The 18,463-nt window shown below is 43.3% G+C and carries 10 protein-coding genes; 7 read left to right on the top strand and 3 right to left on the bottom strand.

Going from position 1 to position 18,463, the window contains the following annotated elements; all coding sequences use genetic code 11:
• The first annotated feature begins 134 nt into the window (after positions 1 to 134).
• The 6 genes from Y697_RS11665 to Y697_RS11640 all read left to right on the top strand — a co-directional run bounded on the left by Y697_RS11665 (position 135) and on the right by Y697_RS11640 (position 12,774).
• Complete coding sequence (locus Y697_RS11665) at positions 135 to 569, top strand: TIR domain-containing protein (protein WP_121551773.1); 435 nt, start codon at positions 135 to 137, stop codon at positions 567 to 569.
• A gap of 190 nt (positions 570 to 759) precedes the next feature.
• Positions 760 to 1,422 (top strand): formylglycine-generating enzyme family protein, encoded by a 663-nt coding sequence (locus tag Y697_RS11660; protein WP_259462536.1) that lies wholly within the window; start codon positions 760 to 762, stop codon positions 1,420 to 1,422.
• On the top strand, positions 1,412 to 4,072 hold the full coding sequence (locus Y697_RS11655; protein ID WP_121551772.1) for a PQQ-binding-like beta-propeller repeat protein: 2,661 nt from the start codon (positions 1,412 to 1,414) through the stop codon (positions 4,070 to 4,072). Before Y697_RS11660 ends, Y697_RS11655 begins: the two co-directional genes overlap by 11 nt.
• Before the next feature lie 174 nt (positions 4,073 to 4,246).
• Complete coding sequence (locus Y697_RS11650; RefSeq protein WP_121551771.1) at positions 4,247 to 4,990, top strand: DnaB-like helicase C-terminal domain-containing protein; 744 nt, start codon at positions 4,247 to 4,249, stop codon at positions 4,988 to 4,990.
• Positions 4,991 to 5,936: 946 nt separating this feature from the next.
• Complete coding sequence (locus Y697_RS11645; RefSeq protein WP_259462535.1) at positions 5,937 to 6,419, top strand: formylglycine-generating enzyme family protein; 483 nt, start codon at positions 5,937 to 5,939, stop codon at positions 6,417 to 6,419.
• A gap of 1,522 nt (positions 6,420 to 7,941) precedes the next feature.
• Positions 7,942 to 12,774, top strand: a complete 4,833-nt coding sequence (locus Y697_RS11640) for a DUF4011 domain-containing protein (RefSeq protein WP_121551770.1) — start codon at positions 7,942 to 7,944, stop codon at positions 12,772 to 12,774.
• A 115-nt stretch (positions 12,775 to 12,889) separates the two neighbouring features.
• Here Y697_RS11640 and Y697_RS11635 read toward each other — a convergent pair whose 3' ends face one another.
• Entirely contained in the window at positions 12,890 to 13,246 is a 357-nt protein-coding gene (locus tag Y697_RS11635) for a hypothetical protein (protein WP_121551769.1), read from the bottom strand.
• A gap of 556 nt (positions 13,247 to 13,802) precedes the next feature.
• On the opposite strand from Y697_RS11635, the gene Y697_RS11630 reads away from it, so the two are divergent.
• A complete protein-coding gene (locus Y697_RS11630) occupies positions 13,803 to 14,207 on the top strand; it encodes a helix-turn-helix domain-containing protein (protein WP_121551768.1) in 405 nt (134 codons plus the stop codon).
• A gap of 1,051 nt (positions 14,208 to 15,258) precedes the next feature.
• Here Y697_RS11630 and Y697_RS11625 read toward each other — a convergent pair.
• Both Y697_RS11625 and Y697_RS15025 read right to left on the bottom strand, forming a co-directional pair.
• Positions 15,259 to 16,134, bottom strand: a complete 876-nt coding sequence (locus tag Y697_RS11625; protein WP_121551767.1) for a hypothetical protein — start codon at positions 16,132 to 16,134, stop codon at positions 15,259 to 15,261.
• Between the two features lie 319 nt (positions 16,135 to 16,453).
• A complete protein-coding gene (locus Y697_RS15025) occupies positions 16,454 to 18,448 on the bottom strand; it encodes a formylglycine-generating enzyme family protein (RefSeq protein WP_259462534.1) in 1,995 nt (664 codons plus the stop codon).
• Between the last annotated feature and the right edge of the window lie 15 nt (positions 18,449 to 18,463).

Genomic DNA, 18,463 nt, shown 5'->3' with positions numbered 1-18,463 from the left:
CTTAACGGCAAGAAATTTGCCTGTGCGCTATTGAATACATTGAATAATAGTCAACCGAAGATCCGGTTGACAGGAAAAGGTCAGAAGATTACCGGATAGTAAGACAAAAAGCCAGGAAAGCAAGGAGTGAGGGAATGGCTCGGGACGCTTCGAAGGACTGGCAGGTATTCATATCATGCAAAGTCTCGAATGGAAAAAGAGGTGTAGACACAAGAGACTGGCGTCTTGCTAAGGAACTTTACGATTTACTTGAAGTGCAATCGATAAGAGCCTTTTTGAGCAATCTTTCGATTGATGAGATAGGAGAGGCTGCTTACAAGAAACACATTGAAGACGCTCTTAATAAGACCCGCGTAATGGTAGTGGTTGCTTCGAGTAAGGAAAATCTGAATTCGAAATGTGTTAAGCATGAATGGAAAGGCTTCCATAATGATATAGTCAAGGGCATAAAAAGGAACGGCCAAATCTTCACATTCGTTGAGAACATTAGAAAAAGTGAAATGTCTCGACGGCTCAGGAATAGAATAAGCTTTGATATTTCTGAAAGAGCAGTCTTGTCAATATCATAATATCGACTTTGAAGAGTCTGACTTTAGCAAACGGCGACGCGTTAGTGTGTGTAGAAGGCGGAAGCTTTGTTATGGGGGACACATGGGGAAATGATTTTGATGGTTAAAAATCCCTCCACGAAGTAGAACTTACATTGACATCTACACAGAGAGGTTTCTTGTAGTATTCGATGAATATGACGGTTATTGCATGGAGAAGGGAACAACTAAACCAGAAGATTCGGGATGGGGAAGGGAAAGAAGGCCAGTTATAAATGTTAGCTGGTTTGATGCAATGGAATACTGCAACTGGCTGAGTGAAAAGGAAGGGCTTCAAATAGCCTATTCCGGAGATGGAAGTCTTTTAGACGTGAATAAGAGAAAGACGGAGGACATAACGAAAGTGAAGGGATGCAGATTGCTGACTGAAGCTGAATGGGAATACGCTGCACGGGGTGGGAAAAAGAGTATGGGGTACAATTACGCCGGATCTGACAACCTGGACTCTGTTGCCTGGTATGATTCCAACTCAGGGAGCAAGACTCACGAAGTCGGTCAGTTGAAGTGCAATGAACTGGGAATGTATGACATTAGTGGAAACGTGGAGGAATGGTGCAGCGACTTTTGTGACGAAGAATTCCACGGTGAAAGCCCAACAATCAATCTATACAACGGTTCAAACGGCTCCAGGAGGCTTAGACGTGGTGACAGCTGGAGCCACAGTGCGGCGGGATTGTTTGTGAGTGGCCGCAACTGTAGCATCCCTACTTGCAAGTGTAACCGTCTTGGTTTTCGTATTGCGTTGTATCTTTCAAAAGTGTTTTCTAGAGACATCCTTCACCTAAAAAAGAGGAGGTGTGGCGATGTTTTCTGACCCGGTATTTGCCTTCAGCTCAAGACCTGTATCGATAAGGTTTTCGGATGATGAGAAGACTCTAGTGTCTCTTGATCACTTCGGTACTATAGCGAAGTATGATTTGACTTCCAGGAAACTACTAAGAATCTCAAAACCCTTCGGCCGTCTTGATATCTGTCCCGGTGTTCTCTTTTTACGTAATGGAAGGCTGTTTGCTGCGATAGCAAATATCGAATACATTCTTATTGTCGATACAGAGGAATTTGGAATAGTTGATAGAATCCCTTATGGGAAAGAGATTCTCTCTCTGTCGATTGATAAAACCGGGAATTACCTTGCCTTTGTCAGCCGCGGAAATTTTCTCACTGTAATTTCGATTCAGGATCACACAGGAATACTTTCTGACGTTTCGTGCAATGAAGTAGTATCGGCTTTTGCATTCGACTCATTTAGAATGAGTCTGTTCGCCGCAACGGAAGAAGGTAGTATCTTCAAGTTCGAAGCGGGAGAAAAGAAATGCTCACTGCTATTTCGGGCAGATTTGGGATGCGACCTATATGAACTGGAAATTAGTAGAAGCTCAGAAAATCTGATCGCAGCAGGGATCGGAGGATGCCTGTTTGCAATTGATCCGGCAACTGGAGAGGAAAAATGGAGTATCGAGGAACACATATGCGACAGGTTGCTGGGAGTGAGCAATCTAGGTAGATCAGTTCTCTTTGTCAATGAGGCGAGGGAAGAGCTTATCTCACTTGATTTGATTGACGGAAGAGTTCTTTGGCGAAACAAGATCGACTTTCGAGAAATCGGAGCTATCGAGTATGAATTCTCATCGGACGGTGAGCGAGTTTTGATCGTCTCAGATGGCAAATTCGAATTACGTGATCTTTCGAATGGGGAGATACTATCACGCTTTCCCGTTATTGGAGCTTCAACCTTAATAGCGATAAGCGACTCCGAAAGATATGTGGCTTCACGCCATCTCGATAACAGAATAATGGTTTTTGACACCGAAAGTGGTGATGTTTTCAATATAGAGAACTCAGTGGAAGAACCGGTAGAAGCGATGATCTTCGAAAAAGGGACTTCGTCCCTGATATTTAGCATCAAGAATCTTATCTACAAAGTGAGGATCCCAACACTAACAATTGAAAATCAGCTAGACGTAGGTTGCCGAGTAAGCTGCATGACTTTTCAGGGAGATCATAGGCTCTTTATTGGAACTCATGATGGCAAGCTGTTAGAAGTCAATTCAAGGTCTTTCAAACTGCAAGATGAAGTGCAATCCTTTGAGAGATGTGTAACATATCTTACCTGCGGTAATGGCAGGTTGTTTGCGTCTTCAATAGACGGTCAGATAGTGATCTTTGATATATTTGATTTCAAGGAGATGAAAAGAATCAGCGGAAGAATGGGGCCCATAGCTTCAGTGTCGGTAGACAGCAACGCAAGTTTCATAATTGCAGTAGGCTGGAACGGCAGGATTGCCCTTTTTGAATGTGAAAGCGGAAACCGTCTGGGAATCTCGGAGTCAATTTTAGGAGTTAGTGGTGAGTGCACAACTTTCCTAAGAAGGAATTTGAGATATCTCTTTGTTGAAACCTGTGAAGGAGCAGGCATATTCAAAATTCTATCGCAATCAATGCTAAACAGGAGAGTGATAGACGAACCGAAATCCCCGTTGGTCTGTGTTCTGGAAGACAGTCACCGCGTTCACGGTGTTTTCTTGGGAAAGCTCACTGTAGCTCAGGTGGGTCTTGTTGCACCGGATGTGCCAGGCACATTGTCCCGAGAGGACTACATAAGCCCTTCTTTTGCCCTTTCAGACAATGTTATTGCCGTTGGTGTTTTGGGTGGGGGGTTGCTGATTCAGAAGGTTGGACAGGACCTGAGAAGTGAAGTGGAGTACCGGCCGACGAGACTGGCTATTGAAGAGATGACAGAAGCGTTTAACAGAAGATTGAAAATCTTCGAAAAAGTGAGGTTATTCGTAGTGGAAGGAGAACTCTTCATCATGACCAGGCCTGGATCAGACATAAATGAGAGTAACTATTCTCTTGTAGCCGTCGAGCTCGACTACAGTTTCCTAATATCCGCCGAGCCAATCACCTTTGAACAGTATTTCTTTCTGAGTGATGAAGGAGATGATAAGACCAATTCTCAAGATCACACTTCTTCTGCGAAAAGACTTTCGCGTCCGAAAAACGCTAACTGGGAGGATGCAATTGCTTATTGCAACTATCTTAGTGAGCTGAAAGGGTTGCCCTTAGCCTACAGCAGAAATGGAGAGCTGTTGGACGGCAACGGCAATATTACAACTCACATAGAGAGAGTAGAAGGTTACAGACTTCCGACTGATGCCGAGTGGGAACTTGCCTCCGGCTATTTCATGGCAGGAAGAAATCCATCTACCGAAAACCTCTGGAACTGGTGTACAGATGCTTATTCTCCTTCGTCAGCAGTAATGTTCCATAACCCATGCTTTCAACGGGGTTATCCTCAGAGAATCGCGAGAAGAATATCTCCGCCGGACATAAATGATTATTCTATAAGGAGTGCACTAAGTCCTTTCTATCAGGACAAGGATATCTGCTTCAGAGTTGTATTGACGATTACCGGACCGGAAAAGCAAGAAAAGGCAAGAAACGTTGTGAAATACTCCGACTAACTTGGTTTTAGAAAAGCGATTTCTAAATAATGATGCAAATCAGCGTTTGATGAGATCGAAATTTTACGGCATGCAAGCTTTTATGAAAAAAGAGTGGAGCTGCTTTAGTATAGATCTTAGTTGTGGAATGTTAAGCAGAGTAGCAGAACAATGGAAGCTATTTCGAGGTGATTCATGAAAGATCTGAACTGGCCTTATAAAGGTCTATCTGATAATCTCCAACCAATAGCAAGTGGGCATCTAATAGTGGTTGGAGGACTGTATATGAGCGGAAAAACAACACTTCTGCTAAATCTGGCGTATAAATTTGCTCTTGAAGGTGGACGGGTTGCCTTTTTCTCAAATAGTGAGCGCTCAAAAAGTCTTCAGATAAAACTTTTGCGTAGAATTTTCGAATCACAGCTAAAGCTAATAGATACAAGAATTCTGCCCACAGATGAATTAGATGAATTGAATCGCAGTTTGTATGAATTCAAGCAGCTTACATTAGATATTGTGGATTTGAAGGAACGTAGCTTAGAAAGAGCGATAGATGTTGCAACCGAACTCCATCACTCTAGAGGAATTGAAATCTTCGTCATCGACGACCTTTACCTCTTGTCAGGAAAGAGGAAAGCTTGTCGGCTTCTGAAGAAAGTTGGAATGAACCTGGGCATTGTATTCATCCTTGCGACAAAGCTTAAAGTCTCTGCATTTAGAAATGCTGGAAAGATACTAAGAATAGAGGATTTTGAAGGGAACGGGTCATACTTGGCAGAAGCCGATACCATTATGATGCTTCACTGTCCACCAGATGATTGGTCAAGTTCATATGGAATAAACAAGGTTGAAGTCACAATATCCAGAGCCGGTGGCGTCGATGTAGATTTAACGGAAGTTCTTCAATTTGACTGGAGCAAGGCAATTGTAAATGACTAGTCATGAGAGGCAAGAAAGCCTTGAGCCTTGGACAGATGGTGGGTCTAGAGTTGCTTTCTTCGGATGGCACCTCTTTTTGAAGCGATAATGATTTCTGTTTGCATATATGATTTATGGTGCTCAGAAACTCTTTTTGACTAGTGCTTTCAACTTGTTGGATAGTAGTGATCTAGATTCTACAGAAGGAAGAGAAGTAAGAGTGTTTGAATTGAACGATAGACAAACTACTGAAAAAAGCATAAGAAGTTTTGAAAAAAGAGTCTGACCCAACTTATGGCGTGCCGAATTTTGCCGACGACTCAACAACCTATCTCCGATCGTGAAAAAAACGCGAGCTGACTTGATCCGGAAAGTCCAGTATGTTACTTTCAATGAAAAAAACCAGGTGATGTGATGCTTTCTTATGTCGAGCAATATGTATCTTCTTTTGTTATCGATCACTTTCTCCTAAGGATGGCAAAGTGCTATAATTTAACTGCATGGGGGTGTCCCCGTGGGCGGAGCAGGAAAAAGGCTCCGCTTAACCTTTCTTTTCTATCCTAAGAAATGCCCTCACAGATTTTTATCTTCGATCTCCCGTTTAGAGTGAAGAAAGGAGTCCGGCCCTATTTTAGAAGTCGCATTCTGAATTACTCCAACACTAGAGGCAAAACAGTTAATCCCGGGTTCTGGATTTTTGTTTGGCCGAATCGGTATTCCTAGTTGCCAAAAAACAAGTAATAGGCAAACATTAAATAAAGTGTGAAAAATGGAGTCTGACCCTATTTTAACTATCCACGATGGGGGATTCTTACGGAGGGGGAACTCATAGTGAGGTTGCGCACAATGTGGTCTTAACATACGACTTTTACATGGGAAAGTACGAAGTGACCTTCGACGAGTATGATGCTTTCTGTGAAGTGTGAAGCTTCTGGAAGTTGCAAGCCTTCCGCGGATGGTGGATGGCATGGGAAGGGGAAGAAAGCCAGTGACAAATGTGAGTTGGTGGAGTGCGATAGCTTACTGCAATTGGCTAAGTGAAAAAGAGGGACTTCCAAAGGCATACGATAGCGACGGAAATCTACTAGACAAAAATGGAAAGACAACTACAAACCCATCGAAGGTGGTCGGATATAGGTTATCTACAGAGGCTGAATGGGAATATGCTGCAAGGGGCGGAAACAAGAGCAACGGTTATGAATATTCCGGAAGCGATTCAGTTGGTTACGTTGCCTGGTACAATTTGAACTCGGGAGGCAAGACACAGGAAGTGGGAAAGATGGCACCGAACGGACTTGGAATCTACGATATGTCAGGGAACTTGTGGGAACGGTGTTCCGATTGGTATAGCCCCTACTCTGATTCACTACGGAAAATCCACTTTTTTCAAGCTGTGAATCATTTCGTGTGTGCCGGGGTGGCAGTGCTTACAACGAATCTGTCGGAGTAAGAGTATTATCTAGATTCTACGGAGACTCAACACTCATTAGCAGATATCTCGGGTTTCACATATGCAGGACAATCAATTGAGAACGTAAGTCATAATTCGTTGCAGAGAAACCCAACAGATTTCGAACCCTTCGGATTGTTTGCACTAAAGAGTCCACATTGCTATTTTCGGTCATTTAGTGTTCTCCACAACTACATATTCGAAGAACACTTACACGTATAGTTAACCATTAAAAGAAGCTCCCAATATGCTACAGAGAGCTTCTTTTAATCGGAGAGTCCGGAACTTCTTGGCCTGCATCTCAGTATTAGTTACTAACACTCAGTCACCAAGATCTTCGGTCTCTTTCTGAGAGAGCTGTACCACACTTGGGACAAGAGCCTGATAAACCTAGCATCCCATGTTTCACTTCAGCTTCACAGCCAATCCACCCGCACTTGGGACAAGTCAAAACATAAGGGACTTTTCTTCCACAGTTTGGGCATTTCACGCTCTCCACCTCCCCACTCTACTCAAGCACTTTCTTTAGTACTTGCGTTTTTTGACAAGCAATAGCAATTTGGGCGAGAAACAAACAAATGAGACATGATCTTACACATACTCTTGCTAGAAATCCAAAGCGAAAAAACCATGAATTCTGAAAACGAAATCAAAATATCTCACATAGAAACTCAGAGATTCACTGTTAGGAATTGCGTTGAATAGAATTCAAAGCTCTTCCTGACTTAGTAATATACTTGCAGAATCAGAAATGTACAAAATAATGTATTGCAAAAAATACGGAAGCCACTTCAGCCAATCATCAAATCTCGCTACTATTATTTTACTATCAATCGGAACGTTGCTTCATAAAACTCAAAGAACAGAAAACAAAGAGAACTAAACGCCAAAATGTAAATTATAACGTTAGTATATCATTTGTTGCACTAAGATCAAAAGCAAGATCAAGCTTGCACATGAATACTTCCGTTGTATTTGCTGCGTTTCTGGCGAAATCTCCTAGTTGCAAGTAATATTGCTGGTATAATTAATGTCCTAACCATCTTTTATCAATCAGTTATAAACTTCAAAATCGATTGTATTCGCTCATCTGAATAGAATTTTCTCTTGAGAGACACGGTTTTAGATATTTTTTAAAGCCTATAAGGGCTCGTAGCATGCTATCGTTTCTATCTATTAGTAGTCAAACAAATGGGATTTTGAGTGACCGCAAAGACCCTCTTCACATTGTTTCATTTGCTTACAAAATGATAGAATCTCTTTAGACAAATATGCGTAATGTAGTTACTTCAAGGTGCAGTGATGATGAAGCTAATAAGTCAAAGCGAATAATGCTGGATCTCCGGAGAAGTTCATCTTGAGTGGTGTGTCTCATAAAGCCAGTAAGTGCTGCCAACAGAATGGACGGATCTCTGATCTGAGTGGACAAAGTCTCTTCAATAACTTCAATTAACGTTCCGCGGATATATTTGGTCCGTTCTGTTTAGACCAGCTGTGTTAGAAAGGCTTTTGGAGGGATCCCATGGAAAACAATGATGCTGTTTCCGTTAAGGTAGACAAGTGGAAGAAGGCGTTGCTAGATCTCACAATGAGAAACAGATTAATCAACTTCAGGACAAGCAAGACGAGCAATTTGATGCTCATAAAACCTTCAAGCAGTGAGATCTTCAATAAGATTGTCGTCCAAGAAAAAGAGATGAACTTCGTTCCGATTCCTCCTGAAGATGATGAAGAGCAAGAATATCGAAGCATTGTTTCCCTTAGAGCAAACCAGATACAGGCTGACCGTGAAGAAAAGGAAATGAATCTTGTTCTCAATAGACTAAAACTCAAGTCCAGGACTTCTTACGAGGAAATGGGAATCAATACCCTTTTTATGACTTTCGGTTTCCTCAAGTGGAGAGAAATAGATTATAACAAGAGCTTTGTGATTTCCCCTTTACTCCTTGTTCCAGTTTCCATTACCCGTGAGACAATTGCCTCGCCCTATTCCGTAAGGATCATCGATGACGACATTGTACTTAATCCAACACTTTCAGAAAAGTTGGAGGAATTTGGCCTTGACCTGGCGTCTGCTTATGATCAGGAAATATCGCTTGAAGAGTCGACCCTGAGAGATTTATTTGTAAAAGTCAGAAATCTAATTGAGCCGATCGAGGGTTGGTCGGTTGCCGAAGACGTGGCTTTAGGGGTTTTCTCGTTTGCCAAGCTTGCAATGTACAAAGATTTAGAGAACTACGCAAACATGATATATGAGAATGCCGTGCTAAGAACAATTGCAGAGGGGAAGCCGTTGGTTGTGCCAGATAATGAAAACGACGAGCTTGCAGACTTGGATGTCGAAAACGATCCTCTTCATTGTTATCAGATACTGGATGCCGACTCGAGTCAGCAAGAGGCTATCCTTGCCGTGAAAAGCGGTCAAGACCTAGTGATACAGGGACCTCCGGGAACTGGAAAGAGTCAGACAATAGCGAATATCATCGCGGAGTCCCTGAGTCAGGGCAAGAGAGTCCTCTTCGTAAGCGAGAAAATGGCAGCTCTTGAAGTTGTAAAGAGACGTTTGGATGATTGTGAATTGGGAGATTTTTGTCTGGAGCTCCACAGTAAGAAAACGGGGAAGAGGGTGGTTCTGGACGAACTGGATCGAGTCCTAAATGAAGCTAACAACCATGCTGTAGATACGCGAAGTCTAGAGCGTGAACTCTCTAGACTCAAGGAGATAAGAGAAAAACTTAACAGCTACGTTAGAAGGCTACACGAAAAGAGAACTTCTCTTGAGATTTCAGCATTTGAGCTTCACGGCAATCTAGCAGCTCTGCATGATGTAGATCTTATGAGTTTTGATTTAACACACGTGCAAGATCTCACGCGGGATCAACTCGGAAAGATCATCAGCAATCTTGACAATGTTAAGCGGCACGCCGAAATGTATCGAAACCATAAGAAGGATGTTCTTAACAAAGTCAGGGCAGTTGGCCCCGATGCTGTCTTTGTAATGCGCGTTCGTCAATCGCTGTCGAAAATAAGAGGCACGATAGGAAAACTAAGGGAGATAGGAGAAGATACATCGCTCGAATGGAGATCTTCCATCAGTAAGGAACTAGAATATGTAAATTCCAGAATTTCAGCGATTCTTGACTTATTTGAGACCGAAAGCTCAGCCGAAGATAAAGCCTTGAAGTTAGCAGAGGATCTTCTTTCTCATATTCTGCCAATTACAAGAGATCTTCCGTCAAGTTATAGAGATTCTTTCTTGAATCTAAGTAGCGCGATAGATGAAGTCAAGGACTCTCACAGTGAAGTTTCCAGTCAGTTTAATACTCTTCGCCCGCTTCTTGGAATCACCAATATGCTAAAATCCGTAAGGTCATTCGAAGAAACAGTGTCGCTGCTCACTAGCTATCGACCAGATATTCTCCAGCTGAACCTAACCAGACTTCAGGAAAAATTCGCGAGATCATACAATAGTTTCTTTGGGAGGCTGTTTGGCGGTTACAAGAAGAATCTTCGTATTCTTTCTTCATTGAAATACGATGGGATTGTTGATATCGAGACTATCGTAGAGGATTTGACTAAGGCGTCAAGAGTCCTCTCACAGTGCGGAATAATGACGAAAGCCTGTGACAAGGAAGAGTTGATAAGTGTTCTCGAAAGGTCAAAAAAGACAATCAGGAGTTTCTACGAGAGCTATAGTAAGTTCGAAAAAGCTTTGAGAAACAGTGAATCAGATTTAAGAGAGCTTATTGAATACTTCTCATTCTTTTCTGTGTTACCGAATGGAAACCAAAACCAGCAGTCAATCCCAGGCAGGAGTGATTGGGTGGAGCGTGCAATCTCAGCTACAAATGTGTTCTTCAAGGATCTAGAGGAAGTATCCGACATGGTGATCACGGAACCATTTTCTGACGGCAAATCTCTCTTGGACTTTGAAGGCTTTGAAGATTTTGTCCATAGACTCCAGGATTCGCTTCCAAAACTTGATGACTGGCTTTCAATGAAGAAGAGTATCATTTTTCTCGAGAAGGCTGGACTGGAAGACTTTCTCGAAAGAGCTAGAGAAAGTGAAGTGAAGACCGATATGCTTGACAAAGTCTTCCTAAAGGGTTTTTACAGCAGGCTATTGTCAGAGCTATATGCAAACGATGAGGTTCTGAACTCATTCTCAACAAATGACCACAATCTTCTTGTTAAAGAGTTCAGGATTCTCGATTCAAAGCAGCAGCTGTATGCCAGAAAGAGACTTGCTTCTTTGCTTGCGCAGAGGGTTCCGGTTTCCAATCTTGTAAATTCTGGAAGTGCGGAGACATCTATTCTGAGAAGAGAGATTGCAAAGAAGAGACGGAATAAGTCCATAAGAAGGCTGTTCTCGGAAATACCAAATCTGCTGCAGGTTCTGAAGCCATGCATGATGATGAGCCCGCTATCTGTAAGCGTATTCACCAATCCAGAAAGATTCAGATTCGATGTCGCCATTTTTGACGAGGCCTCCCAGGTATTTCCAGAAGACTCAGTGGGAGCCATCATGAGGGCAAAACAAGTGGTTGTTGTAGGAGACAACAAACAGCTACCTCCGACCAGCTTTTTCAGAATCTCTGAACCCGACGAAGCTGAACTGACGGATGAAGAGAATGATCTCGAGAGTCTTGAAAGCATTCTCGACGAGTGCAGCACAGCTGGTCTTCCGGAAAAGAAACTTCTATGGCATTACCGAAGCTGGCACGAATCGTTAATAGCCTTCTCAAACTATCATTTTTACATGAATAGACTCAGCACTTTCCCTAGCAGCAGTTTTGATGGGCTTGATTCTGGAATCTGCTTTGAATATGTTTCGAATGGAGTTTACGACAGAGCGAAGAGCAGAAAGAATATTGAAGAAGCTCGCAAAGTTGCTGAGATGGTTATGAGCCATGCAAGGACAGAGCCCGGTGTTTCATTAGGAGTAGTTGCCTTCAGTGAAGCTCAGCAGACTGCAATCCTCGACCGAATTGAAGAGCTCCGTTCCCAGGATCAGTCTGTCGAGGATTTCTTCGGTGAGGATAAACTTGAACCTTTCTTCGTGAAGAATCTTGAGAACGTTCAGGGTGACGAGAGAGATGAGATGATTTTCAGCATTGGTTATGGTAGAGATGCTTCGGGAAAGTTGACAATGAACTTTGGTCCTCTAAACAAAAATGGAGGAGAAAGGCGACTCAATGTTGCAATAACTAGAGCCAAGAAGAAAGTCACTGTCGTCAGTTCAATAAGGGGAGGAGACATCTCTGCTGAAATACAGACCCCGGGAGTAAGAGCTCTAAGAGAATACTTGAACTATGCCGAACAGGGAGGAAGCAAGGAATTCCTTTTGAGAGAGACTGAAAACACTGGCGGCGAATTTGAATCGCCCTTTGAAACGGAGGTATATGAAGAACTCACAGCACGCGGGTTCAACGTACACAAACAAGTGGGATGCTCCGGTTACAGGATAGACCTGGCAATTGTTGATGATGAACATCCTGGAAGGTATATCGTAGGAATTGAATGCGACGGAGCCATGTATCACTCCGCGAGAACTGCAAGAGATAGGGACAGGCTTCGACAGCAGGTTCTTGAGAAATTGGGTTGGAAGATTATTAGAATCTGGTCCAGGGATTGGATATTTGACAGGAATTCAGAAATGGTGAGGGTCATTGCAGAGATAGAAGTTGCAAGATCCGTTTCAGAAGACACCGAAGTACTTCACATCAATAATGAGCTGATAATCGAAGATCCTTTGCCATCAATTGAACGAGAAGAAGTGACTCTCCCTATATACGAGAAATTCTCGGTGTTTGACCTAACCAGAATGCTTTCATCCAAGAGGGCTGTGCAAGTTTTCGACGCTTTAAGAGCAATAATTGAAAAAGAGGCTCCGGTTCATCTGGATGAAGTAGTGTCGAGGATTTCCATGCTTTTCGATACTCACCCTCATCTACTCCAGGTAAACTGGGATATGTATACGAAATCCGGGAATATCTCTCGTAAGATTCTACGAGAGTTCGTTATGACACAATTTCCAAGAGATTCATTCGTATTGCAGGGGGATTTCTTGCTCAAGCGCAACGAAAGGATCCTTCCAAGACAATCGGCCAGCAGAAATGATATGAGAAAACCTGAACACATCCCACCTGTGGAAATTCAAGAGGCCATAAAACTCTGTCTTAAAAACGCGTTCACAATGGATAGAGAGGACTTGAAGACAGATGTGGCAAGACTATTCGGTTTCAAGAGGACGGGAACGAACATTTCTACTGTCATAGACAATGAAGTCAGCTTGCTAGTTCGAAACCATGAGATTCAGGTTCAAGATGGGAAAGTGAGCATTAGAAAAGCATAATGGACCCTGGGCCATCTACAATGTGGATTGCCGTGTTGAGCAAACACAAATTTGCTGGAAATCCTGAATTCATGCGTTTACGGTATTCCGCTGTTTCAAAATAAGGGCATAACAGTTATTCTGCCGGAACCTTCTCTTCAACTACGATTCTGTACTTTCCTCTTGAGATAGAAATGTCTAGGTAGAATGTTCCTTTCAAGTAAACGTAACTCTCATCAGTAGTCGGAGATCCTAAACTTATAAGGCTGTCCTCATTACCGGATTCAGGTTCGTACCAGTAAATTGAAACACTATCTTCTGTTGATACACGTACCCTCCATTGGGGATAAGTGATCTGAAACAGATCAGTCTTCTTCGTTGCCGAATCTCCCATATAGGTTCTTACAACTCGCCATTCCTTTGAGTTGTCAAACTGCCAGCTACCGTCTTCGTTAAGGATCACGGCTCTTCCATTTTCGTCGATTGCATGCATGCTAGGATCCTCCCAATTGGATGCCAATTGCCACTTGGACACCGATTTAAATAATCGAAAACATACTAGAGCAAGACGTTAGGTTTGGGTTGGTATGACGCATGGGAAAAAGATGAAATGATCAGTTGAAACAATACATAACTGATGGCGGCTCGCCATCTCAATGATCACAATCGTTTTGGTAGCGCATTCGACGTACAGTTACAGTAAGTCTAGCACATTGAGCAATGTGGGGATGTGGGGATCAATCGATCGCAGTCGACAGACCAGTTCATTATCATCATTTAACTATACTTTTGGGCAGAAGTCGCATTCTGAATGCTCCAACACTAGAGAATAAGCAGTTGATCCCGGGTTCTGGATTTTTATTTGGCCAAATACTGTATTCCTAGTTTCCATAGACAAATAGAGTAATAGCAGAACTAAAAGAAATGTTGTTTTGTTTTGAGTAGTTATAGAAAAGAGAAAGAGTAAGATGGATATTGATGAAATTATCATATATGATAATATATAATGTAAGTGAGTTTCTTTCTAGATCTAGAAGGTGGTGTTATAGATGACGGGATTTGATAAACTGAAAGCCAACTTGATGAAGAACGAGGAATTCGAACGCTTATACAACGAGAGAAAACCATTAAGGGATTTCATAGATGAACTAATCGAACTAAGAGTTGAGAAGGGTATGACCCAAAAGGATCTAAGCGAGCTCACAGGCATAAGCGTCCCAAATATCTCAAGAATAGAGGCAGGAAAACAGAATCTTTCTTATCAGATGATGTACAAACTCGTCAATGCTCTTGGAGGAAAGATCATACTAACAGCCCAGGCCAATAATTGCATTAGACTTTCCGATACGGCTGCGGAGAAACTGCAAGAACTAAGCAAAGAGGCTAATGTCTCACCGAAAGAATTCCTTATGAACCTTCTACAAAAGGCTTCAGAAGAAGCAATTAAGGTTTAGGTTGAAACTCAAAAGGTTCATAACTTGCCTCGTTCTAAATATCTCTACCAATCATGAGTCTAGCGAAAATAGGACAATGAGTGTGCACGAAGCCATGTGAATGTTGGATATCACCATCGTTGCTTGAGCAAGCAAATACAGAAAGAAAGCGAAGAATTCTTCAGCAGTGATCAGCATTCTTCTTCAATGAACGTAGAATTGGTTTTCCTGAATGCGAGTGAGACCATTTTTTCTGGACAAGTATCAATATTGGAATGGACAGATGAGAGTACATAGGAGTTAGCTTCAACGATCCGGCGATAGAATGCCATCTTATTCGTGGTTCATTCACCCCGTTGTTGCCAAAACAAGTTTATTAGCCTTATGAATTAGGCTTCTCAATGCTTCCAAGTCGCCACATTCTGATTATTGTTTTCGTTTTTTTGCCATATTGACTCTTCTTAGAGCTTCAAATGACAAACCTGTTTCCAATCATGGAGACAATGCAAGCTGACTTGAATTGATCCGGAAAATCCAGTATGTTCCTTTCCATGAAAAGAAACAGGTGATGCTTTCTTATGTCGAGCAATATGCATCTTCTTCTGTTATCGATCACTTTCTCCTAAGGATGGCAAAGTGCTATAATTTCACTGCATGGGGGTGGCCCCGTGGGCGGAGCAGGCAAAGGGCTCCGCTTAACCATTTTTTTCGGCTCAATTCTGTCAAATCTGCCAGCATAATACCTTATGAGTATATTGAGTGAGTGATTCCTCTAGCTGAAGGCAGAAAATGTTGGCCAGCCTATCATTAGTAGATAATCGTCAGGGGAATATCGGAAGGACCATTTAACGGTTTTATGAGGGCCAGCAAGACGTAACTGATCAAGAAATCCTGAGGAACGGGAGTTTGATCCAATTCAATTCGCTCTGTCATAAGATTGCATAATACCTCGATTATCATAACTCTCTAGAATTATTTTTGTGCTGCCTGAAGGAAGGACGAAGTCAGCAATCCAGTACATATTCAAGAAACAAGGCGAGTTTCGCACAGAAGAGAAGTCTTGAAAAGACAATTACCTTATTATCGTGCTTATCAGTTCATTCCTCCAATCTCCTGAATTCATGGTGCCTTTAGCGGGCCAGGTAATCGGTTTATCGGTATTTTTTCTCGACTCATCCAGATGAGAGTCGATAAATACATTTAGTGAAGCCTCAGGAACCTTATACTCTCTGTTCTCGTGTACTGTTCTACCGTTTCTGATGTATTCTCTTATTCTATTAATTACAGGATCTTTACGATCGGATCTGACTTTCTCCTGCGAGCTGCAGAAAACCAGGTTTATGGCTTTAACGAAACCATCGGAGTGTTCGGTGGCCAATCTCAGTTTCTCATTGTCTGTGATCACCTCTTCGAGCATATTTATATTTCTCGCATTGAAGGGGTGTATGAACTTAACCTCAATGGCATACTGCACTTCTCTTTTGTACGTTGAATCATCTTTATGCTTCCTTTCTATCGAAAGCGAAGCATCTTTGTTTATCACACGCTTCAGAATCATTTCAAGGTCGGTAAATTCTGAATTTTCGCTATCATGAAGTTTTTCGAATACAGAACGAACAAAATCCTTGTTTAGTACAACGAGATCGAAATTGCCTCTATCACCGTATTTAGCTTTATTATCGATCGATGTAATCGAGATATCATCATTTCCATATCCCTCAAGAAGTTTGCGTTTTTCATATCTGAAATTTGTAGGATATTCTAGATGAACAAGGGAAACAGCTATCCCATCTTCCCTGTGAACGAGTTCTTTGCTGCCTCCCTCCATGATATCTCTTTGAAGAGAAGCATGAATGTCCGACTCTGTGAAGTAAAAGAAAGGCTTCTCTCTGAATCTGTTTATCGTTTTCCTTATGCCATCATACACAAGCATTTCAACATCAGTCATTATTCGATCCCTCCAGTTATTTAGTTCCCGTAATTGACACACTCTCACTTGCTTTCAGCAGGACCTTTGAGAAACGGTGATTGCAGAGGAAGAATCTCTGTTTTATGCAGCGAGATGAAAGCTCATGACAAGAACGGGCCTGCTGTTTTCCGAAATGAAGATCTGTACTCCAGATATGATTCCTCCTTTCTATGAGCGCGTTCTACAGTAGAAGAACTGCTCAGTGTAGGTCGTCATCTTCCCGTCTCCATTTTCTAAGGAACCGGGTCCAGCAGTAAATGATTCTAAAAGTGTATTGAGAAAAAATTATTTGGTTGTGTCAAGGAAGTTCGGATTGGTTTTTGGCTGTTCTGCATATGCGAAAGCCGACAGCGTTGCCCGCTGAAGAGGGCTCCAGATAATCGCGATGTGTTACCCGGGCGAAAGTCTCATTAAGTCCCGCGCTGCCGCCCCGCATGACCCGTTCGTAGTCGCCTTCGGTATTGTACGGGTTCACATTTGGGCTGTACCTGTAGTAGTCTTCCTCGTACCAGTCGGAGCACCACTCCCAGACGTTGCCGGACATATCGTGGATTCCCAGTTCATTCGGCGCCTTCTTTCCCACTTCGTGCGTCTTGATTCCCGAATTTTCGCAGTACCAGGCGACTTCGTCCACGTCGTCGCTTCCTGCATACTTATGACCTTCGCTCTTGTTACCTCCCCTGGCCGCATATTCCCATTCGGCTTCCGTAGGCAGCCTAAATCCGGGTACTCTTTCCAATTTGTCCGTAGCCTTTCCCGTGGCATCCAGGAGGCGTCCGTCATCGTCATAGGCCTTTGGGAGACCTTCTCTCTCGCTAAGCCAGTTGCAGAACTCCACGGCGTCCCACCAAGTTACGTTTATGACGGGCAAATCTCCCCTCCCCCAGTCCTCGTCGGAAGGAGGGATTCTTCCCGTGGCTTCACAGAAGACGTCGAATTCTGAGAACCTGACTTCGTGCTTGCCAATGTAAAAGTCATACGTAATTCTTACTTCGCGAACCGGTCTTTCGTCTATCAATCCGTCGCCCCATGTGTCTCCCATTTTGAAGCTTCCTCTCTCAACGAGCACCAAGTCGGGAACCTCTCCGGCTGGCATAAATGAGGACTCATCGGCCTGTCTTTCATTTCTCTCTGAAAATGAAACTGCTTTTGTTTTTCGATCTGCCGCTCTGCAGATTCGAAAGCCCACGCCATTGTGGATTTCCATCGGTGAAAGTTCTTCTCGGTGAGCAATCCTTGCTAAATTGGCGGGCTTGAACCAGCAGCCGCCCCGAATGACCCGGCCGCCTTCGCTTATTGAATGTGGATTTGTCTGTTCCGAACCGGCATAATCATCGAATCGATCTGAACACCACTCCCAAACACTGCCGCTCATGTCGTACAGGCCAAGTTCATTTGGCATCTTCATCCCAACTTCGTGGGCTACGAGCCTCTTTGCTTTACTCAAATCGGTCGGAGCTTCACTGGGTTTTTCATCGAACCAGGCAACAAGGCTCGGGTCATCGGAACCGGAATATTTGTGACCTCGGCTCTCTCTTCCGCCCCTTGCCGCATACTCCCATTCGGCCTCGCTCAACAACCTGTATCCCCGTACTCTCGCTATGTCATTCGTCTTCTTCCCGTTTTCGTCCAGAAGACTCCCGTCTTCATAGTAGGCCGGAGGTAAGCCCTCCTTCTCGCTTAACCAGTTGCAGTACCAGGTCGCCTGGAACCAGTTCACGTTGATTACCGGTCTTCTTCCCCTTCCCAGTCCCTCATCTTCCGGTTCCGTGGCTCCTGTCTCCATGCAAAACCTGTCGTATTCCTCGAAGGTCACTGGATACTTACCCACGTAGAGATCGTACGTGATATTCACTCTGTGCGCCGGTCTTTCAGCGTCGGCTCCGTCTCCCCAGGTGTCACCCATGGCAAAACTACCGCCCTCGATGTAGACCAGTTCATCTCCATTTGTTGTCTTCATCCCGGAAGATTCAGTTTCGGCCGGCGTTAACTTCCCAAGCGCTAACGCTATGCTTTCTATAGCCCAGCTCGCGGCCTCTTCATCCATGGAGCGGTTTTTTCTAAGTCGTCGGGAAAAGCCTTCAATTGCAGCAGTCCGTGCAGAGGAGTCTTCGCTTCTCAGTAACTCTCTGAGCAAACCCTCTCTCAGAGCCGTTACGATAGCCATTATCTCGGTTTCAGATTCCCCAAAGGACGTTTTGAGCAAGGTCTCGATCTTATCCGGTTGATCGAGTATATCTACACCGTGCGTCTTCACCAGCTCTGTGAGTTGTTCTCTAACTCTTTCGTTCAAAGAGCTCACTCCTTC

The sequence above is a fragment of the Mesotoga sp. BH458_6_3_2_1 genome (assembly GCF_003664995.1).
Taxonomy (GTDB): Bacteria; Thermotogota; Thermotogae; order Petrotogales; family Kosmotogaceae; genus Mesotoga.
This window is presented reverse-complemented; position numbering and strand designations above follow the sequence as displayed.

Bases quoted from the DNA above. Each gene is read 5' to 3' on its own strand.
- Y697_RS11630 (WP_121551768.1), top strand. From the start codon at position 13,803: ATGACGGGATTTGATAAACTGAAAGCCAACTTGATGAAGAACGAGGAA.
- Y697_RS11625 (WP_121551767.1), bottom strand. From the start codon at position 16,134: ATGACTGATGTTGAAATGCTTGTGTATGATGGCATAAGGAAAACGATA.
- Y697_RS11650 (WP_121551771.1), top strand. From the start codon at position 4,247: ATGAAAGATCTGAACTGGCCTTATAAAGGTCTATCTGATAATCTCCAA.
- Y697_RS11645 (WP_259462535.1), top strand. From the start codon at position 5,937: ATGGGAAGGGGAAGAAAGCCAGTGACAAATGTGAGTTGGTGGAGTGCG.
- Y697_RS11655 (WP_121551772.1), top strand. From the start codon at position 1,412: ATGTTTTCTGACCCGGTATTTGCCTTCAGCTCAAGACCTGTATCGATA.
- Y697_RS11660 (WP_259462536.1), top strand. From the start codon at position 760: ATGGAGAAGGGAACAACTAAACCAGAAGATTCGGGATGGGGAAGGGAA.
- Y697_RS11635 (WP_121551769.1), bottom strand. From the start codon at position 13,246: ATGCATGCAATCGACGAAAATGGAAGAGCCGTGATCCTTAACGAAGAC.
- Y697_RS11665 (WP_121551773.1), top strand. From the start codon at position 135: ATGGCTCGGGACGCTTCGAAGGACTGGCAGGTATTCATATCATGCAAA.
- Y697_RS11640 (WP_121551770.1), top strand. From the start codon at position 7,942: ATGGAAAACAATGATGCTGTTTCCGTTAAGGTAGACAAGTGGAAGAAG.